Below are 17,041 nucleotides of genomic sequence, written 5' to 3'. Positions count from 1 at the left end.
TTAAATCCGATAAGTTGTTGAAGTCATGATTTTAGATACATGAGTCATAACAGACATAAAGGGGCGAGGAAACTCATACCCACCCGCTGACAAGGCCATGGCCTTGTGTTTGGCTTCATCTATGTGCATCTGTTCAAGTACCGCTTTACTTTTTTCATCTGCTATTGGCAAGGTCGTCATGTGTTGTTGCAAATGCAGGCATACCTGATCTTCTGTCGCGGCCACAAAACCTAAACTCAATCGATCACTGATTAAACCAGCTCCGGCGCCAATACAAAACGATGTGGCATAAAACAACGGATTTAGAAGACTTGGTTGGCTGCCAAGGTCATACAAACGTTGCTCACACCAAACAAGGTGATCTATTTCTTCGTCGGCTGCGTGTTGCATTTCTTCACGCACTGCGGGCAGTTTTGCTGTCATTGCTTGCCCTGCATACAATGCCTGAGCACATACTTCGCCAGTGTGGTTGACCCGCATCAATCCCGATGAATGTTTGCGTTCTTCTTTGCTTAACGCTCCTTCAGGTATGGCACGAGCAGGAGAGAGCCGAGCGGCGTGTGCCGCATGAGGAACCAGTGTTTGCAACGCACGATCAAACTGCAATACGGCTTTGTCTACGAATGAGATCATTTGAATTCCTCTTAGTTAACCTGGCGGCCATGTCATTGAGCGGCCACCCAGGACGTGCATGTGAATGTGATAAACTGTTTGCCCCCCCATTTCATTGCAATTCATGGCGACACGATAACCGGCATCACTAATGCCTTTTTGCTTGGCGATTTTCGCTGCAGTGATTTGGAGTTTGCCAACTACTGGTCCATCTTCGTCCGTCAAGTCATTCAATGTGCTGATGTGGCGCTTTGGAATGACAAGAAAGTGCGTCGGTGCCTGAGGCATAATGTCCTCAAACGCTATGACATCCTCATCCTCGTACAGCACGGTGGCTGGAATATCCCCTGTTACTATTTTACAAAATAGACAATCCATGTAACTTCCTTCTAAAGCGATATTATTTAAGGTTAGTGATCTGACTTCAAGGCGTTTAAAGCAAAGGTTTGATACGTGACAAGGAGGCGTTTTTTAATCGCTCACCTTTTTGCATTAAGCGTGTCAGTTGCTGTTCAAGTTGGCTTTCTAATTCGGTACAAGTTAATAAGTCGTCGAACCCCAATTTTTTTACATAGTCTAAAGACATTTTAACATTGTTGCTGATCAGTAAGCATTGATCTTCGTTGCGCATTAAGGGCATTAGTCGCTGTTGTGTGATATGAGGGATGTGCCCGCCGTTATCGAAGACTAGAATAATGGTGCCACGTTCCCTGCTAAAAGGGTGCAAAAGATGCTCGATAAGAGCATCTAGCTCAACATAGTGTTCTATTTTGTTATTGTAACCTTGCAGAATAGACAGCGCTTTTTGTACGTCGGCGTCCCCTTGACCAAACAAAATAAGGTCAAACATCGGAAGTTTGGTTATGTCATTATTTGACGGGCGAACATGGGCGCGAATAGGCAATTGAATATGAATGCTGCTGACGTTGTCCTGTTCCAACAATTGAACGTCTCCCCTTAAGTAATCAATCAGTAATGTGATGTAGTGCAGCCCTAAATCGAACTGGTTTTTGCTGGAGTGCATACGGTTTGGAAGGGGAGAGCAGTTCAGTTCAAGTAGCATGGTGCCATCACGATTTAACGCGTGACGAGTGATGTTTAGTGTGAGTGCTTGGTCGGTGAAGTGCTTAAACTCTTGCGCGAGACTTTCAATAAGGTGCTGTAAAATAGCGGCATTTTGCAAAATTTCGACATGGTCCGTTTTGCTAATATTCCATTCCAATACGGTATTGTCTTGATCAAGGCGCTGAACATTATTGTAAGCGTGGTCAATCAGTTGGTTGAGGGGTTGCGGATAGGGTTGCTCTATCGAAATTCGGTTTTGAATGTCACTGAGCAGATCAATGCGTTCTATGAGGTTTTTGATATTATTGTTTGCGTTTAGGCTGCTGGCCAGAAATAATTTAGTGTCGTTAGACACGGCAGCTTGTTCAAGATGCGATAATCCACCGCCAATAATGTTGACCTGGCGTCTCAGTCGGCTGGATATGTCTGTTAACAAGTCGATCTCGTCAGCGTATGAATGCTTCTCTTTTAGGGTGGGGCGTTGTAAAAAAGGGGTGCTTTTCGCCATCATTCCAGCGAAGTGAATCATAGCCTCAACAATGATGGTTATCGTCAACCCCCACTCAAATAATGCCTCGCTTGGAATGATTCCGTAAACCGATAGAACCCAAGCACCGTATCCTGTTGTGAGGATTAAGTGCGCGACAAGATAATACCCAGCAAAAGGGACGTTCTTAATATACACAACAATAGCATGGACCGTTAACACGCCAAGGGTTGAAATAGCCACAATAGTGAGGGCGAAAATGTTGATTTGCTCTGGAGACATCATGAAGACGAAAGCAAACAGCGCATTAATATAACCGGTAATCAGCAGTACTTTGTCTAGGGTTGGAAAGGCGTCTTTTGTTGCCAAATAAAACCGTGAAAAAAACACCATAGAGCATAAGCAAGATAAAGCCGCCAAGTTGTAGATGCGCTCTTGAATGTTGATGACATCTGGGAAGAAACGCGATATCTGATCATGGAGAGAAAGGTGCAAAGCGGCAATACTGAGCAGCAAAAGACCATACGGTAAAAATATCTGCTGTGATGTTTTAATAAAAAAGAACACACTACAAATCAATAGCGTTAAAAGAATGCCGACAAGAAAACCGGTGATAATAAAGTCATTCTGAGCGTCTTGGCTCAGCTTAGATAGCGTTTTTAGCTCTATTTTTGCGTTCATGGGCAAATGAGAGGAGAGCTTTAAATACAGTGTAAAAACGGGTTGGGTGTTGGTGGGTAAAGGGAATACATAATGGGGTGTTTCGACCTGTCTGTTACGGTATGGCCTAGCGCCGCCAAGTTCTGCCTGTACTTGATTGCCGTATAAATTAGGCAAATAAATGTCCAAATACGGCAGTCTGGGTGAGCGTATTTCTAACAGTACGGGAACGTTATGGGTGGTGCGTATGGCTGCGTCGGCACGAATCCAGACATTGCCTTTTACCACACCAAATTGTAAATATTCACGGTTCAGTGGTCTAAATTGTTTGATATATTGATCGGACACAATCTCTTCAAATGTGAGGGATTGGCTTTCGTCAATAAAGTAAGAACCACTTTTTCCAAGGTTAAAGACGTCTTTATCGTTATCAATAATCGCTAAGGTATCTGTGCCCCATGCGATGTTGGAGATGCTAAGTAAAAATAGTAAAATCAATCGATAAAACAAAACGCTAGTCCAAGCTTGCTTGATGAAGACTATCATTATTAACTAGATAGGGGATTGAATGCTATATCCAATGTTAGTGGAATATTATGTTTGGTTTGGCCTGCTGCTGTTGGCTACGACCTGGTTCACTAGACAATCTAAGCCAGAGACACGAAGAAACCTTATGTACGGCTATGGCATGATCGTTGTGCTGGGTTTTTTATTGGGGTTTGATTGGGTCGCTGGGGTGATATTTGGTTTATTGGTGTTAGAAATCGGACGTGTGTTCAAGGGGTGGTTGGACAAGAAAGAATCACAGCTTAAAAAATAACTGAAATCAGAAAAGCGACGAGCACTGAGAAAGCAAAAAAAGCGTTTCAATCCACATTGAAACGCTTTTTTAGATACAGGCATTGGCTGTAGGCCGTCTACTTTAAGGGGTTATTTTTGCTCGCGAGCAATGGCGCGATGGCCAATGTCGGTTCGAAAATACACCTTGTCCCAAGACAGTGTTTTTACCACATCGTAAGCAGACGCTTGTGCTTGAGCAACCGTATCACCCAGTGCGACTGCGCAAAGCACACGACCGCCATTGGTCACAACTTGGCCATCTTTTAAAGCCGTACCCGCTTGAAAGACTTTTTGACCTTCGGGAAGCGCCGTATCCAAACCAGAAATGATATCGCCTTTCGGATAGTCAGCAGGATAGCCGCCAGCGGCCAGAACAACGCCGAGACTGGCACGTGGGTCCCAGTCAGCTTCGACTGTGTCGAGTTTGCCATTTATGGCGGCCAAACACATCTGAGCCAAATCAGAGCGTAAGCGCATCATAATAGGTTGGGTTTCAGGGTCACCAAAACGGCAGTTGTATTCCAACGTTTTAGGTGTGCCATCCGCCGCGATCATTACACCGGCGTACAAGAATCCACGGTAGCGATTGCCTTCCGCGTTCATGCCTCTTACTGTTGGCATAATCACTTCGTTCATGATGCGATCGTGGATTTCAGGCGTAACAACAGGTGCGGGCGAATACGCGCCCATGCCGCCGGTGTTTGGCCCTAAATCACCGTTGTCACGTGCTTTATGGTCTTGACTGGTGGCCATAGGTAAAACGGTTTCGCCGTCGACCATACAAATAAAGCTGGCTTCTTCGCCCGTTAAAAACTCTTCGATAACGACACGGCTGCCCGCCTCGCCAAAGGCATTGCCTTGCAGCATGTCTTCCACCGCTTCGATGGCTTCCGCTTCCGTTTGCGCCAAAATTACGCCTTTTCCAGCGGCTAATCCGTCGGCTTTCACCACGATTGGCGCGCCTTGTTGCTTAATGTAAGCTACGGCAGGAGCGATCTCAGTGAAATTTCCGTACGCCGCCGTTGGTATGTTGTGACGTGCTAAAAAATCTTTGGTGAAGGCTTTAGAGCCTTCTAGTTGTGCCGCGGCGGCCGTTGGGCCAAAGATGGCTAAACCTTCTTTTTCAAACGCGTCTACGACCCCAATAACCAATGGCGCTTCTGGGCCGACGATGGTGAGATCAATGGCTTCATTTTTGGCAAACGCCACCAGCGCATCAATGTCGGTGACACCTATGTTGATGTTTTCGACTTTATTTTCTGTCGCGGTGCCAGCGTTGCCCGGAGCAACGAAAATTTGGGTCACGTCATTTGATTCTGCTGTTTTCCACGCTAGGGCGTGTTCACGACCACCATTACCAATAATAAGCACTTTCATTGTCTGTATATCCTTTTAGAGCGATGTCATATGACGATCTATTAATGGCGAAAGTGACGCATGCCGGTAAAGACCATGGCCATACCCGCTTCGTCAGCGGCAGCGATCACTTCATCATCACGCATAGAACCACCTGGCTGAATTACCGCCGTGATGCCTGCTTGTGCGGCCGCATCGATACCGTCACGGAATGGGAAGAAGGCATCAGACGCCATCACAGAACCAACCACTTCTAGATTTTCGTCAGCGGCTTTAATGCCTGCGATTTTAGCACTGTAAACGCGGCTCATTTGGCCAGCGCCCACACCAATCGTTTGCTCCGCTTTCGCGTAAACGATTGCGTTAGATTTGACGATTTTCGCTACTTTCCAAGCAAACAATAGGTCTTTTAGTTCCTCTTCACTAGGCTGTCGCTTCGACACGATTTTAAGGTCGTTTCGCGTAATGACACCGTCATCACGGTCTTGAACTAATAAACCGCCATTGACACGTTTGTAATCCAGGGCAGTGGGCTTGTCCTTCGACCATTGGCCACACTCAAGAACGCGAACGTTTTGTTTTGCTGCGACTATGTCGGCGGCTTCTTTACTGACGCTTGGCGCAATAATTACTTCAACAAACTGACGGTCTACAATGGCTTGCGCTGTCTTCGCGTCTAATTCTTGGTTAAAAGCAATGATGCCGCCAAAGGCCGATGTAGGATCAGTTTGAAACGCTAAATCGTACGCTTCAAATTGTGTTGCTGCTGTTGCCACGCCACACGGATTCGCATGTTTGACGATCACACACGCCGGTTTATCGAAGCTTTTCACACACTCAAGCGCGGCATCGGTGTCGGCAATGTTGTTGTAAGACAAGGCTTTACCTTGGATTTGTTTTGCGGTGCTGATAGACGCTTCTTTAGGATTCGCTTCAACGTAGAAGGCCGCTTTCTGGTGTGGGTTCTCACCGTAGCGCATTTCTTCTTGCTTGTTGAATTGCAGGTTAAAGGTGCGAGCGAAATCTTCGCTGCCGCCGGTCACTTTTTTACCTAAGAAATTTGCAATCATACCGTCGTAATGGGCTGTGTGCTCAAAGGCTTGAACCGCCAGGTCAAATCGCTGCTCGTACGTTAAACCACCGTCTGCTTTTAACGAGATTAGCAAGCTGTCGTAACTTGCAGGAGACACCACGATGGCCACGTCTTTGTGGTTCTTCGCTGCGGAGCGCACCATGGTTGGGCCACCGATGTCGATGTTTTCGATGGCCATGGGCAGGTCGCAATCCGGACGTTGAATCGTTGCTTCAAATGGATACAGGTTCACGATGACCATGTCGATTTCTTCGATGCCATGTTCTTTCATGATGGCGCCGTCGATATCGCGACGACCCAGAATACCACCGTGAACTTTTGGATGAAGTGTTTTGACGCGGCCGTCCATCATTTCTGGGAAGCCAGTGTAATCCGATACTTCCGTTGCTTTGACGTTGTTGTCCAATAAAAGACGGTAAGTACCACCCGTTGACAGAATATCAACGCCTTGAGCGGTCAGCTCACGTGCAAACTCGACAATGCCTGTTTTGTCGGACACGCTGATAAGCGCTCGTTTGATTGGAGTTACAGTATTTTGATTTGCCATCATGGTTCTCGTAATGAATTTAACACTAAATAAACAAGGGGAAATTAAAACAAAAAAAGGGCGAATTCGCCCTTTTTTCTTGGTTCTTATAGCATGCCGTATTGCTTCAACTTCTTGCGAAGTGTACCTCGGTTTAACCCAAGAATGGTGGATGCTTTGGTTTGGTTATCCTTTGTGTAGCTCATGACAGACTCTAGCAAAGGCGCCTCAACCTCAGCTAAAACTAACTGGTATAAGTCTGTAATTGGCTGCCCATCAAGATGAGCGAAGTAATTTTGTAGGGCTTTTTCAACATTGTCACGTAAGGGTTGTGACTGCTCTGAAGAAGCGGCTTGAAACGTATGAGTATGAGTTTGTTCTACCACAGAATGACCTTCTATTTTTAAAGCTAACCATTTATTAATGCACATGTACCGTCATTAAGAAGAGCGATCTAGATCTTCTTTGTTGATGGCCATTACATTAAGTGTAAGGTTCGTTTGCCTATTGGCAAACAAAGAACTCGTGCAATTTATCAAGCTGCTCTTGCGTAGTATCAATACGGTTGAACAGGCTACGAAATTGAGTGTTATCCGCTAACGTTTGCAGGTACCATCCAACGTGTTTGCGAGCGATTCGCACGCCTAAATAATCACCATAAAACTGATGCAAGGCGCTCACATGGCTTAGTACAAGCTGTCTCACCTCAGACAAAGACGGAGGTGGTAACAATTCATTGGTGTGTAAATAGTGATTGATTTCACGAAATATCCACGGCCTTCCTTGTGCCGCGCGACCAATCATAACGCCATCGGCTTGGGTATAATCCTTGACGAATTTCGCCGACTGCGCGTCCTTGATGTCCCCATTTGCGAAAACAGGAATGGTCAAATGGTGCTTAATTTCGGCGATCGTGTCGTATTCAGCTGTACCTTGAAATTTACACTCGCGAGTTCTTCCATGAACGGCCAAAGCTTTGATGCCTATGTCTTCAGCCATTTTTGCAATCATAAGACCGTTTTTCTGATCCACGCTCCACCCAGTACGGATTTTGAGTGTCACAGGAACAGACACACTGTTTACAACCGACTCCAGTATTTCACGAACTAAGGCCTCGTCTTTTAATAATGCAGAGCCGGCGGCTTTGTTGCAGACTTTTTTGGCAGGGCAACCCATATTGATATCAATAATTTGCGCGCCAAGCTCAACATTTTGCTGAGCGGCTTCTGCCATCATTATAGGGTCGCCACCGGCAATCTGAACTGACCTCGGCGAGACTTCTGCATCGTGAACTAAACGATGGCGACTTTTGCTTGAATTCCACAGTCGCACATCAGAGGTTACCATTTCGGATACGACTAGCCCCGCGCCTTGATCGTGGCAAAGGCGGCGAAAAGGCAAATCGGTCACACCTGCCATAGGAGCAAGAATAACCGGTTTGTCTACGCAATACGGACCAATAGCAAATGCCATGCTGTTCCTGAATACTGGATTGAATGTTAAAGATCGTCGACACCGTCGAGCGGGCGTGAATAATACCTAGGCAATTGTTGTTTTTGAAGTCTTGACAGGCTAAATACTGACTATTTTTTGTGCTTTTTTAGCCATAGCGTGAAAAGTGCCAAAATTTAGTAGGAACGTGTGTCTGTCGGGAACGCTTTGAGTTGGTGAGTTACTGCCCGCGCACCAGGGTCGTGTATGGGAATGACCAAATGTATCGGTGTATTCGGTGGCATATAGGTAATGTCTAGGAAGTCTTTGTGTAAATAGTCGCTGGGTGCAAATAACCTAGCGGCTACGGGGAGTCCATTTAGATCAAAAAATTCAAGTGCTATTTTAGGCATAGGTTGAGAGAAAGCACTAGTATTGGTGATGATGGCATTGACCAGTAGGGCGTTTTCAATAGAGGGGTGACTTTGTATGCGTACATGCTGTATGGAAACAGCACTAACGTCTTCAAATGTGGGTAATACACAGCCAGAGTAAGAGCAAATGGTTTGATAAAGAGCTCTAAAGTTTGAAGACCGACTGCCTTCCTCGAAGTACTGAGTGGTCACTTGCGCTAACAGTACGCTCAGCCCTAGCATGGAGGCAAACAACCACAGCCAGGAGTGTGTTTTTTTCTCATTGGGTTGTTCGGTGCTTTCGTCCAGCAAGGGTCCTAAGCTTTGCTGTGCAGACAGTTGATCTAAGATAGAGTGTTGAGCTTGAAGATCAGAGGGGTGCGTTTGTTCGGCGGCGGTTTGTGCTAAAGAGTGCAAAGCGGTCATGTAATCGGGCTCTTCTATCACGGCCGTTTTTACTTTGCGTGCGCTTGCACGAGGGGGGGGAGCTGTATTGTGTTGGCTCACCTGGGGATCGGCGGGTGCCGCTTTAAGAGCGGCTTCTACTTCGGCCAGTTCCACTTCCCATGGCGCAGGTTCGTTTTGCTTTTTCTCAGCAGAGGGCGCTTTTGAAGGTTCTTCTACAGGAAAGGTGTTGGCTGAGCTTGGCGGCGACGTTTCTTTGTAACGATAAGATTCTTCCGAATGGGTGTTGTCTTCAGCTTTGCTTGCGTGGATGTCAGTGTTTTTCGGGGCGAGTTCGGGCGTTGCATTCTGCTTGGCCTTGTTCGATGCTTGGGTTTCCTCGTCGTCTAAAAGTGTGTCTAGCCAGTCGGGGTTTATGTCCTCTTCGCCGGTGTTTGGTTCAACGGCTTTTATTGCACTGTCACTGGCGGTTTTTGCTAAGGGTTCCGTTTGTGTTGAACGGTTGGTGTCAGGTTGGACTTTGTTGTGAGTTGTGGGTGTGCTGGCGTCAAAGATGTGAAAGCACTGGCCGCATCGGACTTTACCCTTGGCCATGCTTAATACGTCATCGCTTACACGAAATGCCGTTGAACATTTAGGGCAACGGGTGATTAAGCTATTGGCCATGGAGTCGTAATTTCCTATTTAAACGGTATGAATGGATTATGCGTGTTTGGTTCCGACAATGCGTACCCATTCTTCTTTTTCTGTAATAGAGTCAATAGTGAACCACTCTTGATACGCCTCAATTACTTCTTGGGCTTGGTTGGCGAGTATGCCGGAAAGCGCCAATTGACCTTCTTTTTTAACTAAGGCTGAAAGGGTCGGCGCCAAATGTGCCAATGGGCCGGCCAGAATGTTAGCCACTACGATGTCGGCCTGCAAGTCAGATTCGTAAGGTGGCAATTTAACGTCTAATCGGCTTGGGTCGATCTTGTTGCGTTCCGCATTGGCTTGTGTCGCTTGGACGGCCTGAGGGTCAATGTCGATACCCACCATGTTGGTTGCGCCAAGTAATAAACCAGCAATACCAAGAATACCAGAGCCACAACCGTAATCGATGATGGTTTTACCTTCGCAATCAATGCTGTCTAGCCACTGAAGGCAAAGTGCCGTTGTTGGGTGTGTACCTGTGCCGAAAGCAAGACCTGGGTCAAGCATTAAGGTAATGGCGTTTTCATCGGGTACTTCGCGCCAGCTTGGACAAACCCAAAGGCGTTCGCCAAATTGGATGGGATGGTAGCTGTCCATCCATTCTCGTTCCCAGTCTTTATCTTCGAGTATTTCAATTTTCATGTCGATGTCTATTTCGCCAATAGATTGTGCTTTATGCTCAATCACAGGGCGTATATTTTCTACATCAGCATCGGCTTCAAACAAGCCTGTTATTTTGGTGTTTTTCCACAACGGTGTCGTATTTAATTCTGGTTCATAGACTGGGTCATCATGAACGTCTTCAAAGGTAACAACCAAGGCACCACAATCAAGAAGCGTGTCCTCAAAGGCGGGAACATGGTCAGGGGTGGTGTGAATACGAATTTGAAGCCAAGGCATAAAGTGAAGTCCAACAATAAACAAACAAAAATAGAATAACGAAGCTTGGAGCATGAGGCGAGAGGAAAATCATTGCCCTCAGTGATTTGTTGGATCACTAAGGGCAAAACTTCAGCGGTTAAAGGCCGAGTTTTTTCTCCAAATAATGGATATTTACGCCACCTGCTATGAAGTTGGCGTCATTGACAAGGTCTTTTTGCAAAGCAATATTCGTTTTGATGCCGTCAATGAAGGTTTCGTCTAATGCGCCAGAAAGGCGTTTGAGCGCTGCAGTACGATCAGGAGCATGACAAATAATTTTAGCAATCATGGAGTCATACGTTGGTGGCACTGTGTAGCCGCTGTACAAATGGGAGTCAACACGAACGCCCATACCGCCTGGAGCGTGGAAATATTCCACTTTACCCGGGCAAGGCATGAAGGTTTTAGAGTCTTCTGCATTGATACGAGATTCAACCGCATGCCCATTTAGTTTAATGTCTTCTTGTTTAAAAGATAATTTCAGGCCACTGGCAATGCGAAGCTGTTCTTTAACGATGTCCACGCCGGTTACCATTTCCGTAACTGGATGCTCTACTTGAACGCGAGTGTTCATTTCAATGAAGTAGAAATTGCCATCTTCGTATAAGAACTCGAAGGTACCCGCGCCACGGTAGTTGATCTTAATGCAGGCATCGACACAGGCTTTAAGACACGCTTGACGTGACTCTTCATTGAGCATTGGTGCAGGAGCTTCTTCCAATACCTTTTGGTGACGACGTTGCAATGAGCAATCTCGGTCGTATAAATGAACGGCATTTCCTTGACCGTCAGCGAGCACTTGCACTTCAACATGACGAGGGTTTTGAAGAAATTTCTCCATGTAAACCGTGCTGTCGCCAAAGTAAGAACCCGCTTCAGATTGAGTGATGCTGATAGACTTTAGTAGGCTGCCTTCATTGTGAACCACTCGCATACCGCGACCACCCCCACCAGCGGCGGCTTTTATGATCACTGGAAAGCCAATGTCATTGGCAACACGAAGGCATTCTTCAGGGTCGGAAGGTACAGGGCCATTTGATCCCGGAACCGTTGGCACGCCAGCCGCTTTCATCGCTTTGATGGCAGACACCTTGTCGCCCATTAGACGAATGGTTTCGGCTTTTGGACCAATGAATGTAAAGCCAGAACGCTCTACTTGCTCTGCAAAATCGGCATTTTCCGCTAAAAATCCATACCCTGGATGAATGGCAGAGGTATCGGTTAATTCAGCCGCGCTGATGATCGCTGGAATGTTTAAATAGCTCTGTGCCGATGGATTGGGCCCAATGCAGATGGATTCGTCTGCAAGGCGTACATGTAATAAGTCACGGTCAACTTTAGAATGAACCGCAACGGTTTTGATCCCGAGTTCTTTGCACGCGCGTAAAATGCGCAGCGCGATTTCGCCTCGGTTAGCAATCAATACTTTGTCTAGCATGATGAAACCTTTGCGTTAAATTAAAGAATAGTAATCATGGGTTGGTCAAATTCAACGGGCTCGCCGTCTTCAACAAGAATCGCACCAATGGTGCCAGATTTATCGGCTTCAATTTGGTTCATCATTTTCATGGCTTCAACGATGCAGATGGTATCACCGATGTTCACTTTTTGACCCACTTCTATAAAAGGTTTTGCACCTGGAGCAGAAGATTTGTAGTAAGTACCCACCATAGGAGAATTGACACAATGACCCGCAATGGCGGTAGGCGCTTCTGGCGCGGCGGTAGGTGTTGGAGCTGCAGCTGGAGCGGCCATCATGGGAGCCGCCATCATAGGTGCATGAACCGGTGCACCACCACGACTAATACGAACCGCTTCTTCACCTTCTTTGATTTCAATTTCGTAGACGTTAGATTCTTCTAAAAGCTCGATTAGTTTTTTGATTTTACGAATGTCCATGATTACTCTCTTCTGTCTGTGTTGGTGGCCCAGTGAATACTTTGGTCACTGACTATTATAGATTCTGTATGCTTTTTTATGTAAAGACTGCTTTTTTACGAGGGTATAAGTTACAAAAGCATTTAACGTGAAATTATCGATAAAAAGCGTGATATTGTCCAGTTATGCAGCAAAAAAACCGAAAAATGTTTAGCCTGATGATATTTTGATCATTAGTAAACACCCTATCTTCCGTGCTCTAGTCTAGGCTAAGAATGGTCTCTATGCGTTGATTTAACAAGGTTTTACTTGGCTGACCCATGATCGTCAAAGTGGTGCGCTCTTTTCCTTGTTTGTCTAAAAATACTAAGGATGGCGGGCCAAACAGATTGAATTTTTTCATTAGCGCTTTGTTGTCTGGTGAATTATTCGTGACATCGACTCTGATTAGCTGGATTTTGTGCATTTTGGGCCTTATTTCGGGCGACAAAAACATGTCTTCAATCACTTTGCAGCTAACGCACCAGTCGGCGTACAGGTCAAGAACAATGGGTCGACCGTCCTGTTTGGCAATAATGGCATCGAGCTCTTCTAAGCGGGTAATTGTCTCATCAAAAAGGTTCGCACTTTCTACCGTAGAGGCGTTGTTATCGGTTAAGTGTTTTAAAGGCGCCAAAGGGCGATGACTTCCTGTTGCACCACCTAGGATCTCCATGATTCCTATGATTAACAACATTAACGCAAGGAACCAGCGAACAGGGTGCGATGGAATATGACTATTGCGATGGAAAAAGTAACCACTTGCCGAAACAGCAAGTGTTCCCCAAAGGTAAAGATGAGTATAAAAAGGCAACCAGCGCGTGGCCAGCCAAACTGCCATCGCCAGTAAGCTAAAGCCCATAATGACTTTGATGTCCTGTAACCACTCACCATTTTTGGGTAAGATTTTGGGACCAAACAAACCGACGATTAGCAGCGGAATACCCATACCCAATGCCATAACAAACAGCATTATGGCACCATACCAGGCGTTACCTTGCGCTCCAATATAGAGCAATGCGCCTGCCAGTGGCGCGGAAACGCAAGGCGATACGATCAAGGTAGATAATACGCCTGCGAAAAAAATGCTGACACTATTACGCCAAGATGAGTCGTTTGATGCGCTGGTCAGTTGCAGACGCTGTTGCCAAGAAGAGGGTAAGCTGAGCTGATACACATCAAACATCGCCAGTGCCAACAACACAAAAAGCAGTGCGCTGACCGACAACAATATAGGGTTTTGAAGCTGAGCTTGAAGATTGAGTTGGGTGCCAAAAACACCCACTAATCCACCGATGGCAGCGTACGAAAGTGCCATGCCAATGACGTAAATCGTACTGTAATATAGTGCGCCTAATTTTGAATGTCGTGTCCCCACAACAATGGCACTGACGATGGGCACCATAGGCAAAACGCAAGGCGTAAGGGCAAGCAATAAACCCAGCCCAAATACAGCCAATAAAGTAGAAGCGATGTTATTACTGTTCAGCATCTGGCTGACCGATTGCGCTTGCGAAGGCGAAAGCGCGCTATCCGAAACGATGGGCGATGGTCTTGTCAGTGAAGGTTTATAGTCATTAGTCTCTGTTCCAGAAAGAAGTGGGACAGTAAATTCCAAAGGGACTTTTTGTGGGGCGTAACACAAGCCCCTGTCTGCACAGCCTTGAAAAGATAAAACTGCCTTTATGAGGGTACCAGGCGCTAAGGTGGTGTCGTAATGGATGGGTAAAGTAAATTGATTGCGGTAGATAATAACGTCGCCAAAATAGGGGTCCCGTTTTGTTTCACCCTCAGCGAACACTGCGAAACGAAGTTTGCGGGCTTGATCACCTGACAAACTAAATTGTTCTTGATATAAATAATAGCCATTTTCAATGCTCCAAATGGCGTCAAGTTTGCCCTCTTTGGGAGGGCTAATTGTCAACGCAAACGCTTTTTCAACCGGTAAAAAGTCCGGTTCAGTGAGTGTCGATGTGGGGCCAAAGGTGAAGGCGTGGCAAACACTGCCAAGCGTCAGTAAATAAAAAAAAGCAATTAAACGCCGTGAAATAATCAATTCAATAAGGCCCGTTGAGTAAATAGTAAATCTGTATTTCACCGTACAAAGTGAACGGTGTAGACTACCAATCAAGCTGAATGTTGCCAATCGTAAGGGGATAAATTGCGTAAAAAGAGAGTTTTTTTCCTAATTGTTGTGTTTTTTCTGACGGGGTGTCAGAAAAATGCCAGATTATTGGACCAAATGCCACCTCAGCAAGAGAGGGCAACCGGTGCTGAAGTACGATCAGAAAAGACAGGGTTATCCTTGTTAGTAATAGACAAGCAACCCCTTCAATCGCCTGAGTCTAATAAGATAACTCAAGAGGTCACTCAAGCACCAAAGACGTCAATGGCGACTGCTAAACTTCCCTTGACCGCCGCCGAAAAATTAACCTTGAGTTTAATTGAACAAGGTGAACAGGCGCTTTTAGAGTATCGGTTACTCACACCAGAGGGCGATAATGCAAATGTGTATTTTCAAGCCGCATTAGGTCGTGAGCCTGGTAACTATAGAGCAATTCAAGGCATCGCAACCATAGTGGATGTGTATGTTCAATGGGCTTGGGAAGCGGCTAAGATACGGGGTTACAGCAAGGCCGATCGTTATTTAGAATCGGCGCAAGACGTTAACCCACATGATCCAACCATTATTGAAATGCGTTCTCGAGTGAGTGATTTAATGTCACAAAGAGCCATGGTCACGAAGCAAGCGCCGTTAAAAGTCACCGATACAAAGCAAAAAGACAATGAGACCGGATATTTTTTGCCTAAAACGCTTTTTAGTATGAGTGAAGATGAGATAATAGCTCAGATTCAGCCTATTATAGACGACGTAGTAAAAACGGAATCGTCACTCGCTATTTATTGGCCTAGTGATAAAGAGGCACGTTTAATTTATCAAATTATTAACAGTCGAGTCACCGCGTTTCGTGTACGCGCGATGATCTTTCATCGCAGTGATTACAGAGTGGAATTACAACAGAATATAGGTGGGTGAAGATGTCGTGGTTAAGGCGTAAATTTAAAGCGGTTAAGCCGAACGTAAATACATCAGGGATGGGCAAAGTGACGGTTTCGGTGGTGGTGTGTATTGTCGTCGTATTCAGTGTCGTAGGCGTGTATTGGAGTAGTGAACCAGATCCGTTCGATGTGGTAGCGACAGCGAAAGAAAAAGCCGCTGCACAAGGGTATCTCAATAACAGTAAGCAACTTGTCGTGGGTTACACTACCGCAAGTACTTTGCACACTATTGTACAAACGTTACTCGATAAGCCGGGAGGGTTCATTACTAACGATATCATGCCGCCGGGTTTATTAATGGATAATATGCCAGCGTGGGAATTTGGTGTCTTGGTGCAATCACGAGATTTAGCCAGAGCCTTTCGTAAAGAATTTAGTCGGTCTCAGTCTCAATCTACTGAAGATGTAAACCTTAAGATCGCTGAGCCACAGTTTAATTTTGATACTAAAAGCTGGGCATTACCCTCTAGTGAAAGTGAATACCGTCGCGGTAATAAAGAATTAATGGGGTATTTGAATCGCTTAGCAGGAGAAACATCCAACACCAGCAAGGCGCAATTTTATGCCCGCGCGGACAACTTATCAGATTGGCTGTCAGACGTTAGTACGCGCTTAGGCAGCTTGTCTCAGCGTTTATCGGCGAGTGTGATTGACGAGTCAGCGCAGCAGGCAGAAACAGACGAGAACAATCGATATGTGCGCACACCTTGGTCAAAAATAGACGATGTTTTTTATGAAGCGCGCGGCACCAGCTGGGCTTTAGTGCACATATTACGAGCGGTAGAAGTGGATTTTTTCTTTACTCTGCAAGACAAAAATGCCCTTGTTAGCTTGCGTCAAATCATTCGTGAACTAGAAGCAACGCAAGCAAGCATCTGGTCCCCCATGATTCTTAATGGCAGCGGCTTTGGTTTGTTGGCAAATCACTCTTTGGTGATGGCGTCTTATGTGTCTCGTGCCAATACGGCAATCATTGATTTACGCCGTTTATTGGAACAAGGTTAATGGTTTGAACGGGTTGAATCATGCCTAATAAGCCGTTTCTTATACGCAATGCGGTACTGGACGATGCGCCCGCATTGCTGGATATTTTTCGGCAATGCGAGCCGCTCGTTAACAATTCAGACTCTCGTCATGGAACTGGGTTAATCGACGTGATGGATTGGTTAGACAATGCGTCAGAACAGCACCCGATGCTGGTGGTAGAGCATCAAAAAAAAGCCATTGCTTGGTGTTCACTTGAGCCCTTTTATGGGTTGCCCGCCTTTGATTTAGCCTGTGAAATTAGTCTGTATGTTCGGCCAGATTGGCAGAGAAAAGGCATAGGGCGTCGGTTATTTCAGTATCTAGAAGCGCAACGAGCCGTGCTCAAGTTTACTCATCTTGTTGCTTACATTTACGCGAGTAACTTGAACAGCCGGGCATTTTTTAAACGTCAAGGCTTTGAAGAGTGGGGGCTCTTGCCCAATATTGCCCAAAACCAAGATACTCAAGACGATGTATTTTTGTTTGGAATACAATATTTACCTCTTTCTTAAAATGCGACAGCCCTTTGTTGTATA

At 45.9% G+C, this 17,041-nt stretch carries 16 protein-coding genes; 4 read left to right on the top strand and 12 right to left on the bottom strand.

Features of this window, described 5'->3' with window-relative positions:
* From coq7 to FXV75_RS10170, 3 genes are read right to left on the bottom strand one after another with little or no spacing between them, the layout of a single operon-like run.
* Positions 1-633 carry a 2-polyprenyl-3-methyl-6-methoxy-1,4-benzoquinone monooxygenase gene (gene coq7, locus FXV75_RS10180; protein ID WP_148833100.1) on the bottom strand — a complete coding sequence of 211 codons (633 nt, stop codon included), beginning with the start codon at positions 631-633 and terminating at the stop codon, positions 1-3.
* 15 nt (positions 634-648) lie between these two features.
* A complete protein-coding gene (locus FXV75_RS10175; RefSeq protein WP_148833098.1) occupies positions 649-990 on the bottom strand; it encodes a histidine triad nucleotide-binding protein in 342 nt (113 codons plus the stop codon).
* 55 nt (positions 991-1,045) lie between these two features.
* Positions 1,046-3,334 (bottom strand): 7TM diverse intracellular signaling domain-containing protein, encoded by a 2,289-nt coding sequence (locus tag FXV75_RS10170; protein WP_148833096.1) that lies wholly within the window; start codon positions 3,332-3,334, stop codon positions 1,046-1,048.
* A gap of 58 nt (positions 3,335-3,392) precedes the next feature.
* On the opposite strand from FXV75_RS10170, the gene FXV75_RS10165 reads away from it, so the two are divergent.
* Positions 3,393-3,644, top strand: a complete 252-nt coding sequence (locus FXV75_RS10165; protein WP_148833094.1) for a hypothetical protein — start codon at positions 3,393-3,395, stop codon at positions 3,642-3,644.
* Positions 3,645-3,754: 110 nt separating this feature from the next.
* On the opposite strand, the gene purD is transcribed toward FXV75_RS10165, so the two are convergent.
* From purD to dsbD, 9 genes are all read right to left on the bottom strand, one after another.
* Positions 3,755-5,041 carry a phosphoribosylamine--glycine ligase gene (gene purD, locus FXV75_RS10160; protein WP_148833092.1) on the bottom strand — a complete coding sequence of 429 codons (1,287 nt, stop codon included), beginning with the start codon at positions 5,039-5,041 and terminating at the stop codon, positions 3,755-3,757.
* A 41-nt stretch (positions 5,042-5,082) separates the two neighbouring features.
* Positions 5,083-6,660: a bifunctional phosphoribosylaminoimidazolecarboxamide formyltransferase/IMP cyclohydrolase gene (gene purH, locus FXV75_RS10155; RefSeq protein ID WP_148835337.1), complete on the bottom strand. Its 1,578-nt coding sequence runs from the start codon at positions 6,658-6,660 to the stop codon at positions 5,083-5,085.
* 86 nt (positions 6,661-6,746) lie between these two features.
* Complete coding sequence (gene fis / locus FXV75_RS10150; RefSeq protein ID WP_148835335.1) at positions 6,747-7,025, bottom strand: DNA-binding transcriptional regulator Fis; 279 nt, start codon at positions 7,023-7,025, stop codon at positions 6,747-6,749.
* 118 nt (positions 7,026-7,143) lie between these two features.
* On the bottom strand, positions 7,144-8,112 hold the full coding sequence (gene dusB, locus FXV75_RS10145; protein WP_148833090.1) for a tRNA dihydrouridine synthase DusB: 969 nt from the start codon (positions 8,110-8,112) through the stop codon (positions 7,144-7,146).
* A gap of 155 nt (positions 8,113-8,267) precedes the next feature.
* Positions 8,268-9,554 carry a zinc-ribbon and DUF3426 domain-containing protein gene (locus FXV75_RS10140; protein WP_148833088.1) on the bottom strand — a complete coding sequence of 429 codons (1,287 nt, stop codon included), beginning with the start codon at positions 9,552-9,554 and terminating at the stop codon, positions 8,268-8,270.
* Positions 9,555-9,590: 36 nt separating this feature from the next.
* Positions 9,591-10,481, bottom strand: coding sequence for a 50S ribosomal protein L11 methyltransferase (gene prmA, locus FXV75_RS10135; protein ID WP_148833086.1), 891 nt, complete (start codon positions 10,479-10,481; stop codon positions 9,591-9,593).
* Between the two features lie 118 nt (positions 10,482-10,599).
* Positions 10,600-11,940 carry an acetyl-CoA carboxylase biotin carboxylase subunit gene (accC, locus tag FXV75_RS10130; protein WP_148833084.1) on the bottom strand — a complete coding sequence of 447 codons (1,341 nt, stop codon included), beginning with the start codon at positions 11,938-11,940 and terminating at the stop codon, positions 10,600-10,602.
* 20 nt (positions 11,941-11,960) lie between these two features.
* Positions 11,961-12,401 carry an acetyl-CoA carboxylase biotin carboxyl carrier protein gene (accB, locus tag FXV75_RS10125; RefSeq protein ID WP_148833083.1) on the bottom strand — a complete coding sequence of 147 codons (441 nt, stop codon included), beginning with the start codon at positions 12,399-12,401 and terminating at the stop codon, positions 11,961-11,963.
* A 238-nt stretch (positions 12,402-12,639) separates the two neighbouring features.
* Positions 12,640-14,550, bottom strand: coding sequence for a protein-disulfide reductase DsbD (gene dsbD, locus FXV75_RS10120; protein WP_262368524.1), 1,911 nt, complete (start codon positions 14,548-14,550; stop codon positions 12,640-12,642).
* 111 nt (positions 14,551-14,661) lie between these two features.
* On the opposite strand from dsbD, the gene FXV75_RS10115 reads away from it, so the two are divergent.
* Genes FXV75_RS10115 through FXV75_RS10105 form a run of 3 tightly spaced genes read left to right on the top strand, consistent with a single transcriptional unit; the run spans position 14,662 to position 17,017 of the window.
* The gene (locus FXV75_RS10115) at positions 14,662-15,456 is read left to right on the top strand and encodes a hypothetical protein (protein WP_262368523.1); all 795 of its coding nucleotides are present in this window, start codon (positions 14,662-14,664) and stop codon (positions 15,454-15,456) included.
* A 2-nt stretch (positions 15,457-15,458) separates the two neighbouring features.
* Positions 15,459-16,484 carry a DUF2333 family protein gene (locus FXV75_RS10110; RefSeq protein WP_148833078.1) on the top strand — a complete coding sequence of 342 codons (1,026 nt, stop codon included), beginning with the start codon at positions 15,459-15,461 and terminating at the stop codon, positions 16,482-16,484.
* Positions 16,485-16,504: 20 nt separating this feature from the next.
* Positions 16,505-17,017 (top strand): GNAT family N-acetyltransferase, encoded by a 513-nt coding sequence (locus tag FXV75_RS10105; protein WP_148833076.1) that lies wholly within the window; start codon positions 16,505-16,507, stop codon positions 17,015-17,017.
* The last annotated feature ends 24 nt before the right edge of the window (positions 17,018-17,041 follow it).

The sequence above is a fragment of the Marinomonas sp. IMCC 4694 genome (genome assembly GCF_008122525.1).
In the GTDB taxonomy this organism is placed as follows: Bacteria; Pseudomonadota; Gammaproteobacteria; order Pseudomonadales; family Marinomonadaceae; genus Marinomonas.
The sequence above is the reverse complement of the archived record's forward strand: the minus strand, read 5'-3'. Positions and strand labels throughout refer to the sequence as shown.